This is a genomic window from Streptomyces sp. NBC_01445, from assembly GCF_035918235.1.
Lineage (GTDB): Bacteria > Actinomycetota > Actinomycetes > Streptomycetales > Streptomycetaceae > Streptomyces.
On sequence record NZ_CP109485.1, the window covers coordinates 8,061,951 to 8,082,520 of the forward strand.

Genomic DNA, 20,570 nt, shown 5'->3' on the forward strand with positions numbered 1-20,570 from the left:
TCCGTGAGCACCTTTCAGGCCCCCAAGGGCACGTACGACCTGCTTCCCCCCGACTCCGCGACGTACCTCGCGGTGCGCGACGCCATTTCCACCCCGCTGAGGAACTCCGGCTACGGCTACGTCGAGACGCCCGGCTTCGAAAACGTCGAGCTGTTCGCGCGTGGTGTCGGTGAGTCCACCGACATCGTCACCAAGGAGATGTACGCCTTCGAGACCAAGGGCGGTGACAAGCTCGCCCTGCGCCCCGAAGGCACCGCGTCCGTGCTGCGCGCCGCCCTGGAGGCCAACCTCCACAAGGCCGGCAACCTCCCGGTCAAGCTCTGGTACTCGGGCTCGTACTACCGCTATGAGCGCCCCCAGAAGGGCCGTTACAGGCACTTCTCGCAGGTCGGCGCCGAGGCGATCGGCGCGGAGGACCCGGCGCTCGACGCCGAGCTGATCATCCTGGCCGACCAGGCGTACCGCTCGCTCGGGCTGCGCGACTTCCGCATCCTGCTGAACTCGCTCGGCGACAACGAGTGCCGGCCCGTCTACCGCGCGGCGCTCCAGGACTTCCTGCGCGGCCTCGACCTCGACGAGGACACCCTGCGCCGCGCCGAGATCAACCCGCTGCGCGTCCTCGACGACAAGCGCCCCGACGTCCAGAAGCAGCTCGTCGGCGCGCCCTCGCTGCGCGACTACCTGTGCGACGGCTGCAAGGCGTACCACGAGCAGGTCCGTGAACTCCTGACCGCCGAGGGCGTCGCCTACGAGGACGACGAGAAGCTGGTCCGCGGGCTCGACTACTACACGCGCACCACGTTCGAGTTCGTCCACGACGGTCTCGGCTCGCAGTCCGCGGTGGGCGGCGGCGGCCGCTACGACGGCCTGTCCGAGATGATCGGCGGCCCGTCGCTGCCGTCCGTCGGCTGGGCGCTCGGCGTCGACCGCACGGTCCTGGCGCTGGAGGCGGAGGGCGTGGAGCTCGAACTCCCCTCCACCACCAGCGTGTTCGCGGTGCCGCTCGGCGACGAGGCGCGCCGCGTCCTCTTCTCGAAGGTCACGGAGCTGCGCCGGGCCGGCGTCTCCGCCGACTTCTCGTACGGCGGCAAGGGCCTCAAGGGCGCGATGAAGAACGCGAACCGCAGCGGCGCCCGCTTCACCATCGTCGCCGGCGAACGCGACCTCGCCGACGGCGTCGTCCAGCTCAAGGACATGGAGTCGGGCGAGCAGGACGCGGTGGCGGTCGAGGAGATCGTGGCTGTCCTGAAGGGCAAGCTGGCGTAGCCGGGCCTCAGGAGCAGGCGAAGGAGCGGGGCACGCGCGTGCCCCGCTCCTTGTCTGTTCGTGCCGTGTGTCGTCATGTCAGGGAGCGCCCCGTCGGAGCGAACGCTTCGGGACCGTCGGCCGTACTTGCTTATGTCCATCGAACGGTGGACACACAGGAGCGTGCGGCAGAATGAGGCTGCCAGCAGGCCACCACCTCAAGCGACGGAACGGCGTGATGAGCAAGACGACCACGGCAAGCGACAGCGCCTCTTCCACCGGCGGCGACGGAGCGGGCGCTCCCCGCAGTGCCGGGGGTTCCCTGGGTTTCGCGCTGCTTCTGGTGATCACCGGTGCGGCGGGGCTGCTCGCGGCGTGGGTCATCACGATCGACAAGTTCAAGCTGCTCGAGGACCCGAACTTCACGCCGGGCTGCAGTCTGAACCCGGTCGTGTCGTGCGGGAACATCATGAAGAGCGAGCAGGCGTCGGTGTTCGGGTTCCCGAACCCGATGCTGGGGCTCGCGGCCTACGCGGTCGTGATCTGTGTGGGGATGAGCCTGCTGGGGCGGGCGAGCTTCCCGCGCTGGTACTGGCTGACGTTCAACGCGGGCACGCTGTTCGGGGTCGGGTTCTGCACATGGCTGCAGTTCCAGTCGCTGTACCGGATCAACTCGCTGTGCCTGTGGTGCTCTTTGGCGTGGGTCGCCACGATCGTCATGTTCTGGTACGTGACGTCGTTCAACGTGCGCAACGGGTTCCTGCCCGCGCCGTCGTGGCTGCGGTCGTTCTTCGGCGAGTTCACGTGGGTTCTTCCCGTGCTGCACGTCGGGATCATCGGGATGCTGATCCTGACCCGCTGGTGGGACTTCTGGACCAGCTGAGCCGCGGCCGGGGTCCCTGCTTCACGGGGCCGGGCGGGATTGTCAGTGGGGTGACATAGGGTTTTCGACGTGGAGCCCGACCTGTTCACCGCCGCAGCCGAAGACCGCCAGGAAAAGGACCCGTCCAGCAGCCCCCTGGCCGTCCGGATGCGCCCGCGCACCCTCGACGAAGTCGTCGGCCAGCAGCATCTGCTGAAGCCGGGCTCACCCCTGCGCCGCCTCGTGGGGGAGAGCGGCGGCGGCCCCGCCGGGCCTTCGTCGGTGATCCTCTGGGGCCCGCCCGGCATCGGCAAGACGACCCTCGCGTACGTCGTCTCCAAGGCGACGAACAAGCGCTTCGTGGAGCTCTCCGCGATCACCGCGGGCGTCAAGGAAGTGCGGGCCGTCATCGACGGCGCCCGCAGGGCGCTCGGCGGCCACGGCAAGGAGACCGTCCTCTTCCTCGACGAGATCCACCGCTTCAGCAAGGCCCAGCAGGACTCCCTCCTGCCGGCCGTCGAGAACCGCTGGGTCACGCTCATCGCGGCGACGACCGAGAACCCGTACTTCTCGATCATCTCGCCGCTCCTGTCCCGCTCCCTGCTCCTCACCCTCGAATCCCTCACGGACGACGACCTGCGCGCACTGCTCCGGCGGGCACTCACCGAGGAGCGCGGTCTCGGCGGCGCGGTCACGCTCCCCGATGAGGCCGAGGGTCACCTGCTGCGCATCGCGGGCGGCGACGCGCGCCGGGCTCTCACCGCACTTGAGGCGGGCGCGGGTTCGGCCCTCGCCAAGCAGGAGAAGGAGATCACCCTCCAGACCCTGGAGGAGTCCGTCGACCGCGCCGCGGTCAAGTACGACCGGGACGGCGACCAGCACTACGACGTCGCGAGCGCCCTGATCAAGTCCATCCGCGGCTCTGACGTGGACGCCGCCCTGCACTATCTGGCCCGCATGATCGAGGCGGGTGAGGACCCCCGTTTCATCGCCCGCCGCCTGATGATCTCCGCGAGCGAGGACATCGGCCTCGCCGACCCGACGGCGCTGCCCACGGCCGTCGCGGCAGCCCAGGCCGTCGCGATGATCGGCTTCCCCGAGGCGGCGCTCACCCTCAGCCACGCGACGATCGCTCTGGCCCTGGCGCCGAAGTCGAACTCCGCGACGACGGCGATCGGCGCCGCCATGGAAGACGTCCGCAAGGGCCTCGCGGGCCCCGTCCCGCCCCATCTGCGCGACGGCCACTACAAGGGCGCGGCCAAGCTCGGCCACGCCCAGGGATACGTGTATCCGCACGACGTCCCCGGAGGCATCGCCGCCCAGCAGTACGCGCCGGACGCGGTCAAGGGAAAGCGCTACTACCAACCCACCCGGTACGGGGCGGAGGCCCGGTACGCGGACGTGGCCGAGCGCGTCCGTGAGCGCCTCACCGGCGAGCAGCCGGGCGCGGCGGGCAGCTGACACCCCCGCGTGACCCCGGTCCGCTGCACTCCTCGCCACCCTGTAAACTCTCGGAAGCGCTGCGTCTCGCGTCCGGCCCCGGCCGGCACCACCAGAGCGGGACATGCAGCCGGAACCCCGACGCCGCAAGGCATTGGGGATCCAGGAGCGTCGCGCACCGTCGAATAGGTGTCGCGGGCAGCCCACCACCATCCCGGGCTTCCGGGAAGCGGTCGGTGGGCCACTCGCGTGCTGCACGTATGTGCCCAGACCAGGGAGCGGCTGCCTGCCCCGTCCGCAAGGACAAGGCGGGTTTCCCCGGCTGCGGATGCGACCTCCCTTAACCCTGGTGAAGCCGTATCCACACAGAACAATGAGGTGTTTGGTTCATGACGAACCAGTCCCGCCCCAAGGTCAAGAAGTCGCGTGCCCTCGGTATCGCGCTGACCCCGAAGGCCGTCAAGTACTTCGAGGCCCGCCCCTACCCGCCGGGCGAGCACGGCCGCGGCCGCAAGCAGAACTCGGACTACAAGGTCCGTCTGCTGGAGAAGCAGCGTCTGCGTGCGCAGTACGACGTGTCCGAGCGCCAGCTCGTCCGCGCCTACGAGCGTGCCGCCAAGACGCAGCTCAAGACCGGTGAGGCCCTGGTCATCGAGCTGGAGCGTCGTCTCGACGCCCTGGTTCTGCGTTCGGGCATCGCCCGCACGATCTACCAGGCCCGCCAGATGGTCGTTCACGGCCACATCGAGGTCAACGGTGGCAAGGTCGACAAGCCGTCGTACCGTGTCCGTCCCGACGACGTCGTGATGGTCCGCGAGCGCAGCCGCGAGAAGCCGCTGTTCCAGGTCGCGCGTGAGGGTGGCTTCGCCCCCGACGGCGAGATCCCGCGTTACCTCCAGGTCAACCTGAAGGCCCTGGCCTTCCGTCTGGACCGTGACCCGAACCGCAAGGAAATCCCCGTGATCTGCGACGAGCAGCTCGTCGTCGAGTACTACGCCCGCTGATCATCCGGCGGACGTAGCACTTCCTGCGTTTCAGCCCGTCGTCTCCCCGCCCTGCACGGTCGGGGAGGCGGCGGGTTCGCGCGTTTCCGGGGCCGGATGCGCGGTACGGGGCCCCGGCACCACCGCCGGCCGCGATGCGGCGTCCCGTCCGAGCGCCCGCTGAACGGCCTCCCCGGGCTCCAGGCGCGCCCCGGCCGCCACGAACGACTCGAACCGCGCGTCGCCGAGGATGGCCCGGGCGTCCGACGCACACCGCTCGTGCGGCGCGTTGTAGTGCGCCGAACCGAACAGCGGCAGCCCCACGGACGGCCAGATCCTGCCCGCGGCGCCCTGGAGCAGCGCCGCCTCACCCGCGTCCCCCTCCGTCACGGTGACGAGCGCCAGCAGCTCGATCGTCAGGACCGTGCCCAGCAGGTCGTCGAACGTGTCACCGATGACGAGGCACTCGCGCAGCAGCTGCCGCGCCCGCACCAGATCGCCCTTGGTCCACTCCGCGTACGCCAGGACATACAGCGCGTATGCCAGCGTCCACCGCTCGCCGTGGTCCTCGCAGATCAGCCGCACGTCCTCGCACAGCTCGACCGCCGCGGCGAGATCTCCCCGGAACGCCACGGCCATCGCCAGCTCGACCTGGCCCATCAGCACGCTGCTGTTCAGCTCACCGATCTCCCGATAGCCGGCGAGGGCCGTCCGCAGCAGTTCCTCGGCGCGCGGCAGATCGTCCGTGACCAGCGCCAGGCAGCCCCTGCGGTGCTCCGCGTACGCGACCGCCGTGGCGTCGCCCATACGTTCCGCCTCGTCGCGGCACTCCTGGAGTGCGGCCAGCGCGGGCACCGTGTCGCCCTGGAGGATCGCCACATAGCCGAGCACCCACAGCGCCTTCAGCCGGGACCGGGAGTAGTCGCCGTCCTCACTCTCGGCGTCGAGCCCCACGCTGCGCTCCAGCCAGTGCCGCCCCTCCGACAGGCGGCCGCAGCCCGCCCAGAAGAACCACAGCGTGCCCGCGAGGTACTGCCCCAGGTGCGTCTCGCCCGGCTCCGTCAGACAGAACTCCAGCGCGGCGCGCAGATTCGGCAGCTCCGCCCCGATCTGCGCCGCCACCTGCGCCTGCCGCGGCGAGAACCAGTCCAGCTCGCACCACGTGGCGAGGCCCATGTACCAGTCGCGGTGCCTGCGCCGCATGCGCGCGGTGTCGCCCGACACCTCCAGCCAGTCCGCGCCGTACGCCCTGACCGTGTCGAGCAGTCGGTAGCGCACCACGGAGCCCGCCTCCTCGCGGATCACCACGGACTGCGCGATCAGCTCGGAGAGCACATCGAGGACCGCTTCGGCGTGCAGCCCGTCCCCGCTGCAGATGTACTCCGCCGCGTCCAGGTCGAACTGCCCGGAGAACACCGAGAGCCGCGCCCACAGCAGCCGCTCCTGCGCCGTGCACAGCTCATGGCTCCAGCCGATCGCCGTCCGCAGCGTCTGATGCCGCGGCAGCGCCCCGCGCGTGCCGCCCGTGAGCAGCCTGAACCGGTCGTCGAGCCGGCCGAGCAGGTCCGCGGGCGACAGTGCCCGCAGTCGCCCCGCCGCCAGTTCCACCGCGAGCGGCAGACAGTCGAGTCGCCGGCACACCTCGACGACCTCCGTCCGGTTCCCGTCGTCCAGGGCGAAGCCCGGCAGCAGCGCGGCGGCCCGGTCGGCGAAGAGCTCCGCCGCGTCCGCCGTGCCGAGCGGCGCCAGTGGGAAGATCCGTTCCCCTTCTACGGACAGGGGCCTGCGCCCCACCGCGAGGATCCGTAGATCCGGTGCCGCACCGAGCAGTTCGGTCACGAGCGAGGCGCACGCGCCGACGAGATGCTCGAACCCGTCGATGACAAGCAGGAGTTGACGCTGTCCGAGGTGGTCGAGAAGGACCTCGCGCTGCGGACGGCTCGTGTGGTCGGTCAGTTCGAGGGCCGCGGCAAGCGCGTACTCGACCAGATTCGGCTCGCGCACCGTGGCGAGGTCCACCCGCCGGACCGCGTCGCAGCCCAGGCGCCCAGCGGCCACGGCCGCCGCTCTCGCCGCGAAGCGGGACTTGCCGACGCCGCCGGCGCCGGTCACGGTGACCAGGTGAGCCGCCTCAAAAGTTCGCGTGAGCTCCGCGAGTTCATCGGCCCGACCGACGAAGCGGTTGAGCTCGAGGGGGAGGTTGCCGGGCGGGGTCGAACCCTCCGGCCTGTCGGCAGGGCGCAGTTCGCGTCGCATCAAGCACGGAGCGTACTCGTGCGTATGCAGTCCGTACAATCGGTACGCGCAACTCCGCCCGCGGCGAGGGGTAATCCGGTACGGAGCGCGGACCCCGGCGCGATAGGCTCAGGAGACGACTTTTCGATGTTCAGGAAGCGGTGCTAAGTGTCCGGTGGAGAGGTGGCCGGGATCCTGGTGGCCGTCTTCTGGGCGATCCTGGTCTCCTTCCTCGCGGTGGCTCTGGCGAGGCTGGCCCAGACGCTCAGGGCGACCACCAAGCTCGTGGCGGATGTGACCGAGCAGGCGGTCCCGCTGCTTGCCGACGCCTCCGCGGCCGTGCGTTCCGCACAGACGCAGATCGACCGGGTCGACGCCATCGCGTCGGACGTCCAGGAGGTCACGTCGAACGCGTCGGCGCTTTCCTCCACCGTCGCCTCCACCTTCGGTGGCCCGCTCGTCAAGGTGGCCGCCTTCGGCTACGGCGTGCGCCGGGCGATCGGCCGCAAGTCCACGGGTGCCTCCGCAGCCGAAGCGCCCGCCAAGCCGTCCCGCCGCACCGTGATCGTGGGCCGCACCGTCCCGTCGGCGCGGCGCAGCAAGCGAGCCACGCGGGACAACCCGAACAAGAGGGACTGACGCAGCGATGTTCCGCCGTACGTTCTGGTTCACCGCGGGCGCAGCCGCCGGCGTATGGGCCACCACCAAGGTCAACCGCAAGCTGAAGAAGCTGACGCCGGAGAGCCTCGCCGCACAGGCCGCGAACAAGGCGATCGAGGCGGGCCACCGCCTCAAGGACTTCGCCCTCGACGTCCGCGACGGCATGGCCGAGCGTGAGGCCGAACTCGACGACGCACTGGGTCTCAACGCCCCCGTGGACGCCGAACTCCCCGCGCAGCGCCGCTTCGCCGGCATCGAGAACCACGTGAAGAACAACCCCAAGTACCTCGAGAACACGACGTACTCGTACAACCGGAATGAGGACCACTGATGGAGTCGGCTGAAATCCGCCGCCGCTGGCTGAGCTTCTTCGAGGAGCGTGGCCACAAGGTCGTGCCCTCGGCGTCGCTCATCGCGGACGACCCGACTCTGCTGCTCGTCCCCGCCGGCATGGTCCCGTTCAAGCCGTACTTCCTCGGCGAGGTCAAGCCGCCCGCCCCGCGCGCCACATCGGTGCAGAAGTGCGTGCGCACACCGGACATCGAAGAGGTCGGCAAGACGACCCGCCACGGCACGTTCTTCCAGATGTGCGGCAACTTCTCCTTCGGCGACTACTTCAAGGAAGGCGCCATCAAGTACGCGTGGGAGCTGCTCACCAGCTCCGTGGCGGACGGTGGTTACGGCCTCGACCCGGAGAAGCTCTGGATCACGGTCTACCTCGATGACGACGAGGCCGAGCGCATCTGGCACGACGTCGTCGGCGTTCCCAAGGAGCGCATCCAGCGCCTGGGCAAGAAGGACAACTTCTGGTCCATGGGCGTCCCCGGCCCCTGCGGCCCGTGTTCCGAGATCAACTACGACCGCGGCCCCGAGTTCGGTGTCGAGGGCGGCCCGGCCGTCAACGACGAGCGGTACGTGGAGATCTGGAACCTGGTCTTCATGCAGTACGAGCGCGGCGCCGGCATCGGCAAGGAGGACTTCGAGATCCTCGGCGACCTGCCGTCGCAGAACATCGACACCGGTCTCGGCCTCGAGCGCCTCGCCATGATCCTGCAGGACGTACAGAACATGTACGAGACGGACACCCTGCGCGTCGTCATGGACAAGGCCACCGAACTCACCGGCGTCCGGTACGGCGAGAAGCACGACACCGACGTGTCGATGCGTGTGGTCGCCGACCACATGCGCACCTCCGTGATGCTCATCGGGGACGGCGTCACCCCCGGCAACGAGGGCCGTGGCTACGTCCTGCGCCGCATCATGCGCCGCGCCATCCGCAACATGCGCCTCATGGGTGCCACCGGTCCGGTCGTCAAGGATCTCGCCGACGTCGTGATCGACACGATGGGCCAGCAGTACCCGGAGCTCATCACCGACCGCAAGCGCATCGAGACCGTCGCCCTCGCCGAAGAGGCCGCCTTCCTCAAGGCCCTCAAGGGCGGCACGAACATCCTCGACACCGCCGTCACCGACACCAAGGCCGCGGGCGGCACGGTCCTCGCCGGCGACAAGGCGTTCCTGCTCCACGACACCTGGGGCTTCCCGATCGACCTCACCCTGGAGATGGCCGCCGAGCAGGGCCTGTCCGTGGACGAGGACGGCTTCCGGCGCCTGATGAAGGAGCAGCGGGAGCGCGCCAAGGCCGACGCCCAGGCCAAGAAGACCGGCCACGCCAACGTCGGCGTCTACCGCGAGATCGCGGACGCAGCCGGCGCCACCGACTTCATCGGCTACACGTCGACCGAGGGCGAGTCCACGATCGTCGGCCTGCTGGTCAACGGCGTCTCCTCCCCGGCCGCCTCCGAGGGCGACGAGGTCGAGGTCGTCCTCGACCGCACCCCGTTCTACGCCGAGGGCGGCGGCCAGATCGGCGACACCGGCCGCATCAAGCTGGACAACGGCGCGGTGATCGAGATCCGCGACTGCCAGAAGCCCGTCCCGGGTGTCTACGTCCACAAGGGTGTCGTCCAGGTCGGCCAGGTCACCGTCGGCGCCCCGGCCCAGGCCGTCATCGACATCACGCGCCGCCGCTCCATCGCCCGCGCCCACTCCGCCACGCACCTCACGCACCAGGCGCTGCGCGATGCCCTCGGCCCGACGGCCGCCCAGGCCGGTTCCGAGAACCAGCCGGGCCGCTTCCGCTTCGACTTCGGCTCCCCGTCCGCCGTGCCCACGGCCGTGATGACGGACGTCGAGCAGAAGATCAACGAAGTGCTCTCCCGCGAGCTGGACGTCATGGCCGAGGTCATGAGCATCGACGACGCCAAGAAGCAGGGCGCCATCGCCGAGTTCGGCGAGAAGTACGGCGAGCGTGTCCGCGTCGTCACCATCGGCGACTTCTCCAAGGAGCTGTGCGGCGGCACGCACGTGCACAACACCGCCCAGCTCGGCCTGGTGAAGCTGCTCGGCGAGTCGTCCATCGGCTCGGGCGTCCGCCGCATCGAGGCCCTCGTGGGTGTCGACGCGTACAACTTCCTCGCCCGCGAGCACACGGTCGTCAACCAGCTGACCGAGCTGCTCAAGGGCCGCTCGGAGGAGCTGCCGGAGAAGGTCTCCACGATGCTCGGCAAGCTGAAGGACGCCGAGAAGGAGATCGAGAAGTTCCGCGCGGAGAAGGTCCTCCAGGCCGCTGCCGGTCTCGCCGCCGGCGCCACCGACGTACACGGGATCGCGCTCGTCACAGGCCAGGTCCCGGACGGCACCGGCGCCGACGACCTGCGCAAGCTGGTCCTCGACGTGCGCGGCCGTATCCAGGGCGGACGCCCGGTCGTGGTGGCCCTGTTCACGACGGTCAACGGCAAGCCGCTGACGGTCATCGCCACGAACGAGGCCGCCCGTGAGCGCGGTCTGAAGGCCGGCGACCTGGTCCGCACGGCCGCCAAGACCCTCGGCGGCGGCGGTGGCGGCAAGCCGGACGTCGCCCAGGGCGGCGGCCAGAACCCGGCCGCCATCGGTGACGCCGTGGCCGCGGTCGAGCGACTCGTCGCGGAAACCGCCTGATGCGACGCGGCCGCCGGCTCGCGATCGACGTCGGGGACGCCCGGATCGGGGTCGCCTCGTGCGACCCCGACGGGATCCTCGCCACGCCGGTGGAGACCGTGCCGGGACGCGATGTCCCGGCCGCCCACCGGCGGCTCCGGCAACTCGTGGAGGAGTACGAGCCGATCGAGGTCGTCGTCGGACTCCCTCGCTCCCTCAAGGGGGGCGAGGGTCCGGCCGCGGCCAAGGTCCGCGCGTTCACCCAGGAGCTGGCCGCCGGGATCGCCCCCGTCGGCGTGCGGCTCGTGGACGAGAGGATGACCACAGTGACGGCCAGTCAGGGGCTGCGCGCCTCGGGCGTGAAGTCCAAAAAGGGCCGGTCTGTCATCGACCAGGCGGCCGCCGTCGTCATCCTCCAACAGGCACTGGAGTCCGAACGGGCGTCAGGTAAAGCTCCGGGCGAGGGCGTCGAAGTGGTCATCTGATCGCGATACGGTAACGTTCCGCGCGACCGGCGGCGTTCGAACAGCTGCCGCACAGCATCAAGAGGCGGAACGGTTGCCCTGCCACCCAGACGCGGCCGCCGCCTCGCGGCTTGTAGGGGATCGATGACTGAGTATGGCCGGGGCCCGGGCTCCGAACCGTGGCACCCCGAGGACCCGTTGTACGGGGACCAGGGGTGGGGGCAGCAGGCCGCCGACGGCCAGCCTGCCTACGGCGGCCAGGGGCAGTACCACCCTCAGCAGCCGCAACAGCATCCTCAGGCCCAGCAGCAGCCGCAGCAGTACGGCGGCGAGTGGGGCACCGGTCAGCACGACCAGTACGGCCAGCAGCAGTACGGGGGCGGCCAGCAGTACGGCGGTCAGCCTCAGGGTGGCGGTCAGCAGTACGGCGGCCAGCAGCAGGGTGGCGGCTGGGACACCGGTCAGCACGGCCATGTCCCGTACAACGCCGACCCGGTGGACCCGTACGGCGGTCAGCAGCAGCCTGTCGCGTACGGCGGTGAGCAGCCGGATCTCTACGGCACCCCCGACGCGTACCCGCCGCCGGAGCCGCCCGGCCGGCGCGGGGCCGCCGCGGAGCCGGAGACGAACTGGGACCCGGGCCCCGACCAGGGTGAGCACGCGTTCTTCGCCGGTGGCGGCGATGACGACGGCGACGACTACGACGACCCGAGTGACCGGGGCAGCCGCCGCGGCCGCGGCGGCAAGAAGCCGAAGAAGCGGCGCAGCGGATGCGCCTGCCTGGTCCTCACTGTGATCTTCGCGGGCGGCGTCGGCGGTGTCGGCTATTTCGGCTATCAGTTCTATCAGGACCGTTTCGGATCGGCGCCGGATTACGCGGGGTCCGGAAACGGCGAACCCGTTTCCGTGGACATTCCCAAGGGTGCGGGCGGCTATGTCATCGGCCAGCGCCTGAAGGACGCGGGCGTCATCAAGAGTGTGGACGCCTTCGTTGCGGCGCAGGAGCAGAATCCGCGGGGCAAGTCCATTCAGGACGGCGGATATACGCTCGAGAAGGAAATGTCGGCCCAAAGCGCGGTCGAGATGATGCTCAGCCCGAGCAGCCGGAACAACCTGATCATCGCCGAGGGCCGCCGTAACGTGTGGGTCTACGAGCAGATCGACAAGCGGCTCGGTATCGCCAAGGGGACCACGCAAAAGGTCGCGAAGAAGGACTACAAGAAGCTCGGTCTGCCCTCCTGGGCCATGAACGAGCCGAATGTGAAGGACCCGCTGGAAGGGTTCCTCTACCCGTCCAGCTACGGCGTCGCCAAGGGCGGAAAGCCCGAGACGGTCCTCAAGCAGATGGTGTCGCGGGCGACCGAGACGTACGAGTCCTACGGCGTCGAGAAGAAGGCCAAGAGCCTTGGCCTCGACAGCCCGTGGCAGCTGATCACGGTGGCGAGCCTCGCCCAGGCCGAGGGCACGAGCCACGACGACTTCCGCAAGATGGCCGAGGTCGTCTACAACCGCCTCAAGCCCGGCAACGCGCAGACGAACGGAATGCTGGAGTTCGACTCCACGTACAACTACGTCAAGAACCAGAGCAAGATCGACCTGAGTCTCACCGCGCTGCGTAAGTACGACAACCGCTACAACACGTACTACTACAAGGGCCTGCCGCCGGGGCCGATCGGAAACCCGGGTGAGGAAGCTCTGAAGGGCGCCACCGACCCGACCAGCGACGGCTGGTACTACTTCATCTCGATGGACGGCAAGACCAGCGAGTTCACCAAGACGAACGAGGAACACCAGAAGCTGGTCGACAAGTGGAACGCGTCGAGGAAGAACTGATGTCAGCAATCAGAAGGGCGGCCGTACTCGGGTCGCCCATCGCGCACTCCCTGTCCCCGGTGCTGCACCGTGCCGCCTACGAGGAATTGGGCCTGACGGACTGGTCCTACGACCGCTTCGAGGTCGACGAGGTGGCCCTGCCCGACTTCCTGGCCGGGCTCGGGCCCGAGTGGGCGGGCCTCTCGCTGACCATGCCGCTGAAGCGCGCCGTGATCCCGCTGCTCGACACGATCAGTGACACGGCCGCCTCCGTCGAGGCCGTCAACACCGTCGTCCTCACCGATGACGGGCACAAGGTCGGCGACAACACCGACATCCCCGGCATGGTCGCCGCCCTCGCCGAGCGCGGCATCGACAAGGTCGAGTCCGCCGCGATCCTGGGTGCGGGCGCCACCGCCTCCTCCGCGCTCGCCGCCCTGTCGCGGATCTGCGCCGGCGAGATCGTCGCGTACGTACGCAGCGACGCCCGCGCCGCCGAGATGCGGGAGTGGGGCGAGCGGCTCGACGTGGACGTGAAGATCGGGAAGTGGTCGGACGCGGCGCGTGCCTTCACCGCGCCGCTGGTCGTCGCCACGACGCCCGCCGGAACCACGGACGCCCTCGCCGCCGACATCCCCGAGCGGCCCGGTACCCTCTTCGACGTCGTGTACGACCCCTGGCCGACACAGCTCGCGGCCCGCTGGTCCGGGTACGGCGGAGCGGTCGTCAGCGGGCTCGACCTGCTGGTGCACCAGGCCGTCCTCCAGGTCGAGCAGATGACGGGGCGCGCCCCGGCGCCGCTCGGTGCGATGCGCCGGGCGGGGGAGCGGGCGCTCGCCGGCTGACCCGGACCGTGTCCGTCCCGGCGTCCGTCTGATGGACCGGGGGCCGGGTCGGGTGTGCGGACGTGGGAGGATCGGGGGTGGCGGGCCAGGGCCGCGCACCCGGCCGCGCCATCGCAGTTCGAGGCGCGAGCAAGAGGAGCACCGTTGAGCAGGTTGCGCTGGCTGACCGCTGGGGAGTCCCACGGACCCGCACTTGTCGCGACGCTGGAGGGACTTCCCGCCGGCGTGCCGATCACCACGGAGATGGTGGCGGACCACCTGGCCCGGCGGCGGCTCGGCTATGGACGCGGCGCGCGGATGAAGTTCGAGCGCGACGAGGTGACCTTCCTCGGCGGCGTGCGCCACGGCCTGACCATGGGTTCGCCGGTCGCGGTCATGGTGGGCAACACCGAGTGGCCCAAGTGGGAGCAGGTCATGTCGGCCGACCCGGTCGACCCCGAGATCCTCGCCGATCTGGCGCGCAACGCGCCGCTGACCCGGCCCCGCCCGGGTCACGCCGACCTCGCCGGCATGCAGAAGTACGGCTTCGACGAGGCCCGGCCGATCCTGGAGCGGGCCTCCGCCCGTGAGACGGCGGCCCGCGTCGCGCTCGGCGCCATCGCCCGCTCCTACCTCAAGGAGACGGCCGGCATCGAGATCGTCAGCCACGTCACCGAGCTGGCGAGCGCCAAGGCCCCCTACGGCGTCTACCCGACCCCGGCCGATGTCGACAAGCTCGACGCCGACCCGGTGCGCTGCCTGGACGCGGACGCGTCGAAGGCGATGGTCGCGGAGATCGACCAGGCCCACAAGGACGGCGACACCCTCGGCGGTGTCGTCGAGGTCCTCGCCTACGGCGTGCCGGTGGGCCTCGGCTCGCACGTGCACTGGGACCGGCGTCTGGACGCCCGCCTCGCGGCGGCCCTCATGGGTATCCAGGCCATCAAGGGCGTCGAGGTCGGCGACGGCTTCGAGCTCGCCCGCGTGCCCGGCTCGAAGGCGCACGACGAGATCGTGACGACGCCCGACGGCATCAAGCGCACGTCGGGCCGCTCCGGCGGCACCGAGGGCGGCCTCACCACCGGTGAACTGCTGCGTGTGCGCGCCGCGATGAAGCCGATCGCGACGGTCCCGCGCGCGCTCGCCACCATCGACGTGGCGACCGGCGAGGCCGCGAAGGCCCACCACCAGCGCTCCGACGTGTGCGCGGTCCCGGCCGCCGGCATCGTCGCCGAGGCCATGGTCGCGCTCGTGCTCGCCGACGCCGTCGCGGAGAAGTTCGGCGGCGACAGCGTCCCCGAGACCCGGCGCAACGTGCAGTCGTACCTCGACCACCTCCAGATCCGGTGACCGGCCCGCTGGTCGTACTCGTCGGCCCGATGGGCGTCGGCAAGTCCACGGTGGGGGAGCTGCTCGCCGAGTGGCTCGGCTGCCCCTACCGGGACACCGACGCGGACATCGTGGCCGCCCAGGGCCGCCCCATCGCGGACATCTTCGTGGACGAGGGCGAGCCCCACTTCCGCGCACTCGAACGGCAGGCCGTGCGCGAGGCCGTCGCCGGGCACACCGGTGTGCTCGCGCTCGGCGGCGGAGCGATCCTCGACGAGTCGACACGCGCGCTGCTGGCCCCGCTCCCCGTCGTCTATCTGTCGATGGACGTCGAGGAGGCGGTCAAGCGGACCGGCCTCAACACCGCCCGTCCGCTGCTCGCCGTCAACCCGCGCCGCCAGTGGCGCGAGCTGATGGAGGCCCGCCGCCACCTGTACACCGAAGTCGCCCGCGTCGTCGTACCCACCGACGACCGCACCCCCGAAGAGGTCGCCCGCGCGGTCCTCGACGCCCTGGAGTTGAAGAAGGCATGACCGAGCAGCAGGTGACCCGGATCCAGGTCGGCGGCACGGCCGGTACCGACCCGTACGAGGTCCTCGTCGGACGTCAGCTCCTCGGCGAACTCGGCGGCCTGATCGGCGACTCCGCCCAGCGCGTCGCGATCATCCACCCGGAGGCGCTCGCCGAGACCGGTGAAGCGCTGCGCGGCGACCTCGCCGACCAGGGCTTCGAGGTCGTCGCCATCCAGGTGCCCAACGCCGAGGAGGCCAAGACCGCAGAGGTCGCCGCCTACTGCTGGAAGGCCCTCGGCCAGTCCGGCTTCACCCGCACCGACGTCATCGTCGGCGTGGGCGGCGGCGCCACCACGGACCTCGCCGGGTTCGTGGCCGCGACGTGGCTGCGCGGGGTGCGCTGGATCGCCGTGCCGACCACGGTGCTCGGCATGGTGGACGCGGCCGTCGGCGGCAAGACCGGGATCAACACCGCCGAGGGCAAGAACCTCGTGGGGTCCTTCCACCCGCCGGCCGGCGTGCTCTGCGACCTCGCGGCCCTCGACTCGCTGCCGGTCAACGACTTCGTGTCCGGGCTCGCGGAGATCATCAAGGCCGGCTTCATCGCCGACCCGGCGATCCTCGACCTGATCGAGTCCGACCCCGAGGCGGCGCGCTCCCCGCAGGGCCCGCGCACCGCCGAGCTCATCGAGCGCTCCATCAAGGTCAAGGCCGAGGTCGTCTCCGGCGACCTCAAGGAGTCGGGCCTGCGCGAGATCCTCAACTACGGGCACACCCTCGCGCACGCCATCGAGAAGAACGAGCGGTACAAGTGGCGGCACGGCGCCGCCGTTTCCGTCGGCATGCACTTCGCCGCCGAACTCGGCCGTCTCGCCGGACGCCTGGACGACGCGACCGCCGACCGGCACCGCACCGTCCTCGAGTCCGTCGGGCTGCCCCTGAGCTACCGCTACGACCAGTGGCCCAAGCTCCTGGAGAACATGAAGGTCGACAAGAAGTCCCGCGGCAACCTGCTGCGGTTCATCGTCCTCGACGGCCTCGCCAAGCCGACGGTCCTCGAAGGACCCGACCCGGCCGTGCTCCTCGCGGCGTACGGCGAAGTGGCCGAATAGCTCCCGTCTTCGGGCACTTCGCGACCTCCCCGGCCGTTCACACAACGGCGGCCGGGGAAGGTACCGTTCGGTAGCGCCTTGTTCGCTGGCGCCAGTTGCCTGTACGAGACGGAGTCGCACCGGATGCAGCACGGAGTGGGTTCGCCGCTGCCGCCGCCCCCTCAGCCGGGGCACGGACCGGCCGCCGGCTGGTCCCAGGCCGGGCATCACCCGGGCCCCGGACCGGCGGGTCCGCCACCGCCTGCACCCGGCTTCGCCGGCCCACCCGGCCCCTCGGGCCCGGCACCGAACGCCCCGGCGCCCGCCCCGCACCAACCCGCGCCGCACCCCCAGGCCCCGCACACCCAGCCGCCGCAGGGCCAGCCCCCGCACCCGGGCGTCGTCCCTCAGCACGCGCCCCAGCAGTCCCCGCAGCCCCCCTCACGGGACACCACGGGCCATGTGCAGCTCCCGCCCGGCGGCCCCGTCGCCATGCCGAGCCCACCGCCCGCCGCGGGCACCGCCGACGCCACCGCCACGACGCTCGCCGTCCTGCTCATCGGCCCCGCCGGCGCGGGCAAGACGAGCGTCGCCAAGTACTGGGCGGACCAGCGCCGCGTCCCCACGGCTCACATCAGCCTCGACGACGTACGCGAGTGGGTGCGCTCCGGATTCGCCGACCCGCAGTCGGGGTGGAACGACCACTCCGAGGCCCAGTACCGCCTCGCCCGCCGCACCTGTGGCTTCGCCGCGCGCAACTTCCTGGCCAACGGCATCTCCTGCATCCTCGACGACGCCGTCTTCCCGGACCGTCCGGTCGTGGGCCTCGGCGGCTGGAAGCGGCACGTGGGCCCCGGCCTGCTGCCCGTGGTGCTGCTCCCCGGCCTGGAGATCGTCCTCGAGCGCAACGCGGAGCGCAGCGGGAACCGCCGCCTCACGGACGAGGAAGTCGCCCGCATCCACGGCCGCATGGCCGGCTGGTACGGCTCGGGTCTGCCCATCATCGACAACTCCCAGATGGACGTGCCCACCACGGCCCGCGTCCTCGACGACGTCCTCGCCCGCTCGATCGCGAGCCCGCCCCAGTGGTAGCGGGCCGCGCAGAGCGCCCTGGAGGGGGCCACCTCGCCGCCCGTCCGGACGCGCTGGCCGGGCCGCGCGCCTCTGTCACTCGTACGCTCGATTCATGTCAGAGGTGTACGCGGCCCGTAGGGACCGGCTGAGGGAGCGCGCTGCGGCGGGCGGCAGTGCCGCCGCCCTTGTCTCGCGCCCCGCCAACGTTCGCTATCTCGCGGGTGCGGCACCCCACGGTGCCGTACTTCTGCTGGGCAAGGGCCCCGGCGCCGAAGGTGACGTCCTGATGTGCCGGGTGCCCCCCAGCGACCAGCCCGCCGACGGGCGGCCCGACGAGTTGCTGCGGATCCAAGTGCTCGATGCGCCCGGCGGGGACCCCGCCGTCGCCGCCGCCGACGTCGCGCTGACCCTCGGGGCGGATTCGCTCGCCGTCGAGGAGCACCATCTGACCGTGGCCAGGCACCGGGCGCTCGGCTCCGTGGCGCCCCGGCTGCGCCTCGGCGACCTGGGCAGCGCCGTGGAGCAGCTGCGGCTCGTCAAGGACGAGGACGAGATCTCCTGTCTGCGCATCGCCGCCGAGATCGCCGACCAGGCCCTCGGTGAACTGCTCGAATCGATCCTCGTCGGCCGCACCGAACGCCACCTCGCCCTGGAGCTGGAGCGCCGTCTCGTCGACCACGGCGCCGACGGCCCCGCCTTCCCGACCTCGGTCGGCACCGGGCCGAACTCGGGCCGCGGCGCCCACCGCCCCACCGATCGCCGCGTGGAGGAGGGCGACTTCCTCTCGGTCTGCCTCGGCGCCGCCTACCGCGGCTACCGCTGCGAGATCGGCCGTACGTTCGTCATCGGCACCTCGCCCGCGGACTGGCAGATCGACCTGTACGACCTGGTCTTCGCAGCCCAGAGAGCCGGCCGGGAGAGCCTCGCACCCGGCGCCGAGTGCCGCGAGGTGGACCGCGCGGCACGCCACGTACTGGACTCCGCGGGGTACGCGGACGGCCTCTCACAGCTCACCGGACACGGTGTCGGACTCGAAATCGACGAGGAGCCGCAGTTGGCCCCCGCGGCCATGGGTAAACTGGACCTTTGTGTGCCGGTCACCGTCGAACCGGGGGTCCACCTCCCGGGCCGGGGCGGTGTCCGGATCGATGACACGCTCGTCGTGCGCCCCGAGGCGGACGGCGGACCCGAGCTACTCACCATTACGACCAAGGAGCTGCTCGCGCTGTAAGGCGCGCGCGCCCGGGGTCGTCCATCGTCAGTCCAGGAGATTCCGCAACCGTGGCTTCCACGAACGACCTCAAGAACGGCCTGGTGCTCAAGCTCGACGGGGGCCAGCTCTGGTCCGTCGTCGAGTTCCAGCACGTCAAGCCCGGCAAGGGCCCTGCCTTTGTGCGCACCAAGCTCAAGAACGTGCTCTCCGGGAAGGTCGTCGACAAGACCTTCAACGCCGGCGTCAAGGTCGAGACGGCCACGATCGACAAGCGCGACATGCAGTTCTCGTACATGGACGGCGAGTACTTCGTCTTCATGGACATGCAGACGTACGACCAGCTCATGGTCGACCGCAAGTCTGTCGGTGACGCCGCCAACTTCCTGATCGAGGGCTTCAACGCCTCCGTCGCGCAGCACGAGGGCGAGGTGCTCTTCGTCGAGCTGCCGGCCGCCGTCGAGCTCGTCGTCCAGGAGACCGAGCCGGGCGTCCAGGGCGACCGCTCCACCGGTGGCACCAAGCCCGCCACGCTGGAGACCGGCCACCAGATCCAGGTGCCGCTCTTCATCACGACCGGCGAGAAGATCAAGGTCGACACCCGCACGAGCGACTACCTCGGCCGGGTGAACAGCTAACCGTGGCTGCTCGCAACACGGCCCGCAAGCGCGCCTTCCAGATCCTTTTCGAGGCAGACCAGCGCGGAGTCGACGTCCAGACGGTCCTCGCGGACTGGATCCGGCACTCCCGGTCCGACACCCGGCAGCCGCCGGTCAGCGAGTACACGATGGAGCTGGTCGAGGGATACGCGCGCAAGACCGCGCGTATCGACGAGCTCATCTCGCAGTACGCCGTTGGGTGGACCCTGGACAGGATGCCGGTCGTCGACCGCAACATCCTGCGCCTGGGCGCCTACGAGCTCGTCTGGGTCGACGACACTCCGGACGCCGTGGTGCTCGACGAGGCCGTGCAGCTCGCCAAGGAGTTCTCCACGGACGACTCCCCGGCCTTCGTCAACGGGCTTCTGGGACGCTTCAAGGACCTGAAGCCGACGCTGCGCCGCGACGAGGCGTAGCAGACAGACAGGCAGCGACAGCCATCAGGCCCGGAGCGGAACACTGAATCAGTGTTCCGCTCCGGGCCTGATGCGTTCCTGGGACGACGCCACGGCACGGAAACGCCGGAGGGGCAGGCCGGGAAAACGCGGGCCCGCCCCTCCGGCGTGACGTTTCTGCCGGCTTCTGTCCGTCAGAGGTCGTCGTGTGCGACGGCGCGACGCGCGTCGGCGTCCAGGACGCCCCAGCTGATGAGCTGCTCGGTGAGGACCGAGGGCGACTGGTCGTAGATGACGGCGAGGGTGCGCAGGTCGTCCTGGCGGATCGACAGCACCTTGCCGTTGTAGTCGCCACGCTGGGACTGGATCGTCGCCGCGTAGCGCTGCAGGGGGCCCGCCTTCTCCGGCGGGACGTGGGCCAGGCGCTCCAGGTCGAGGACGAGCTTGGGCGGGGGCTCGGCCGCACCGCCCGGCGTCGTGCCCGGCAGGAGCTCCTGCACCGGCACCCCGTAGAAGTCCGCCAGCTCGGCGAGGCGCTGCACGGTCACGGCACGGTCGCCGCGCTCGTACGAACCGACCACGACCGCCTTCCAGCGTCCCTGGGACTTCTCCTCGACACCGTGGAGGGAAAGGCCCTGCTGGGTGCGGATGGCGCGGAGCTTGGCCCCGAGCTGTTTGGCGTATTCGCTGGACATATAGCTCCCGGACGCTGTATCAACGTGCGGCTCCGCCGCGTGGCTGGTAACTCACTGTGAGGTTACGCAGCGTTACTTGGCTGCGTCAAGCCGAGTGGTCC

19 protein-coding genes are annotated in these 20,570 nt (G+C 70.5%); 17 read left to right on the forward strand and 2 right to left on the reverse strand.

What is annotated here, in order from left to right; genetic code table 11:
• Positions 1-3 precede the first annotated feature (3 nt).
• From hisS to rpsD, 4 genes are all read left to right on the forward strand, one after another.
• A complete protein-coding gene (gene hisS, locus OG574_RS36720; RefSeq protein WP_326776710.1) occupies positions 4-1,266 on the forward strand; it encodes a histidine--tRNA ligase in 1,263 nt (420 codons plus the stop codon).
• A gap of 217 nt (positions 1,267-1,483) precedes the next feature.
• A complete protein-coding gene (locus OG574_RS36725) occupies positions 1,484-2,128 on the forward strand; it encodes a vitamin K epoxide reductase family protein (RefSeq protein WP_326776711.1) in 645 nt (214 codons plus the stop codon).
• A 69-nt stretch (positions 2,129-2,197) separates the two neighbouring features.
• Positions 2,198-3,568, forward strand: coding sequence for a replication-associated recombination protein A (locus OG574_RS36730; protein ID WP_326776712.1), 1,371 nt, complete (start codon positions 2,198-2,200; stop codon positions 3,566-3,568).
• Positions 3,569-3,936: 368 nt separating this feature from the next.
• Complete coding sequence (gene rpsD / locus OG574_RS36735; RefSeq protein ID WP_100597404.1) at positions 3,937-4,551, forward strand: 30S ribosomal protein S4; 615 nt, start codon at positions 3,937-3,939, stop codon at positions 4,549-4,551.
• Positions 4,552-4,581: 30 nt separating this feature from the next.
• Here rpsD and OG574_RS36740 read toward each other — a convergent pair whose 3' ends face one another.
• On the reverse strand, positions 4,582-6,786 hold the full coding sequence (locus OG574_RS36740; RefSeq protein WP_326778740.1) for an ATP-binding protein: 2,205 nt from the start codon (positions 6,784-6,786) through the stop codon (positions 4,582-4,584).
• Positions 6,787-6,933: 147 nt separating this feature from the next.
• On the opposite strand from OG574_RS36740, the gene OG574_RS36745 reads away from it, so the two are divergent.
• The 13 genes from OG574_RS36745 (at position 6,934) to nusB (ending at position 19,795) form a co-directional block, all read left to right on the forward strand.
• On the forward strand, positions 6,934-7,404 hold the full coding sequence (locus OG574_RS36745) for a DUF948 domain-containing protein (protein ID WP_326776713.1): 471 nt from the start codon (positions 6,934-6,936) through the stop codon (positions 7,402-7,404).
• Positions 7,405-7,411: 7 nt separating this feature from the next.
• Positions 7,412-7,756 (forward strand): DUF6167 family protein, encoded by a 345-nt coding sequence (locus OG574_RS36750; protein WP_326776714.1) that lies wholly within the window; start codon positions 7,412-7,414, stop codon positions 7,754-7,756.
• A complete protein-coding gene (gene alaS / locus OG574_RS36755; RefSeq protein WP_326776715.1) occupies positions 7,756-10,425 on the forward strand; it encodes an alanine--tRNA ligase in 2,670 nt (889 codons plus the stop codon). Before OG574_RS36750 ends, alaS begins: the two co-directional genes overlap by 1 nt.
• A complete protein-coding gene (gene ruvX, locus OG574_RS36760) occupies positions 10,425-10,889 on the forward strand; it encodes a Holliday junction resolvase RuvX (RefSeq protein ID WP_326776716.1) in 465 nt (154 codons plus the stop codon). The genes alaS and ruvX overlap by 1 nt, the downstream gene beginning before the upstream one ends.
• Before the next feature lie 123 nt (positions 10,890-11,012).
• Entirely contained in the window at positions 11,013-12,701 is a 1,689-nt protein-coding gene (gene mltG / locus OG574_RS36765) for an endolytic transglycosylase MltG (RefSeq protein ID WP_326776717.1), read from the forward strand.
• Complete coding sequence (locus tag OG574_RS36770) at positions 12,701-13,525, forward strand: shikimate dehydrogenase (RefSeq protein ID WP_326776718.1); 825 nt, start codon at positions 12,701-12,703, stop codon at positions 13,523-13,525. The genes mltG and OG574_RS36770 overlap by 1 nt, the downstream gene beginning before the upstream one ends.
• Positions 13,526-13,669: 144 nt before the next feature.
• Positions 13,670-14,854 (forward strand): chorismate synthase, encoded by a 1,185-nt coding sequence (gene aroC, locus OG574_RS36775; protein ID WP_326776719.1) that lies wholly within the window; start codon positions 13,670-13,672, stop codon positions 14,852-14,854.
• On the forward strand, positions 14,851-15,366 hold the full coding sequence (locus OG574_RS36780) for a shikimate kinase (protein ID WP_326776720.1): 516 nt from the start codon (positions 14,851-14,853) through the stop codon (positions 15,364-15,366). Before aroC ends, OG574_RS36780 begins: the two co-directional genes overlap by 4 nt.
• The gene (gene aroB / locus OG574_RS36785) at positions 15,363-16,457 is read left to right on the forward strand and encodes a 3-dehydroquinate synthase (RefSeq protein ID WP_326776721.1); all 1,095 of its coding nucleotides are present in this window, start codon (positions 15,363-15,365) and stop codon (positions 16,455-16,457) included. Before OG574_RS36780 ends, aroB begins: the two co-directional genes overlap by 4 nt.
• A gap of 123 nt (positions 16,458-16,580) precedes the next feature.
• Positions 16,581-17,528 carry a Pro-rich N-terminal domain-containing protein gene (locus OG574_RS36790; RefSeq protein ID WP_326776722.1) on the forward strand — a complete coding sequence of 316 codons (948 nt, stop codon included), beginning with the start codon at positions 16,581-16,583 and terminating at the stop codon, positions 17,526-17,528.
• A 94-nt stretch (positions 17,529-17,622) separates the two neighbouring features.
• Complete coding sequence (locus OG574_RS36795; RefSeq protein ID WP_326776723.1) at positions 17,623-18,741, forward strand: aminopeptidase P family protein; 1,119 nt, start codon at positions 17,623-17,625, stop codon at positions 18,739-18,741.
• A gap of 50 nt (positions 18,742-18,791) precedes the next feature.
• Positions 18,792-19,358, forward strand: a complete 567-nt coding sequence (gene efp, locus OG574_RS36800; RefSeq protein WP_100597415.1) for an elongation factor P — start codon at positions 18,792-18,794, stop codon at positions 19,356-19,358.
• A 2-nt stretch (positions 19,359-19,360) separates the two neighbouring features.
• On the forward strand, positions 19,361-19,795 hold the full coding sequence (gene nusB, locus OG574_RS36805) for a transcription antitermination factor NusB (protein WP_100597416.1): 435 nt from the start codon (positions 19,361-19,363) through the stop codon (positions 19,793-19,795).
• A 173-nt stretch (positions 19,796-19,968) separates the two neighbouring features.
• Here nusB and bldD read toward each other — a convergent pair whose 3' ends face one another.
• Positions 19,969-20,469, reverse strand: a complete 501-nt coding sequence (gene bldD / locus OG574_RS36810) for a transcriptional regulator BldD (protein ID WP_100597417.1) — start codon at positions 20,467-20,469, stop codon at positions 19,969-19,971.
• Positions 20,470-20,570 lie beyond the last annotated feature (101 nt).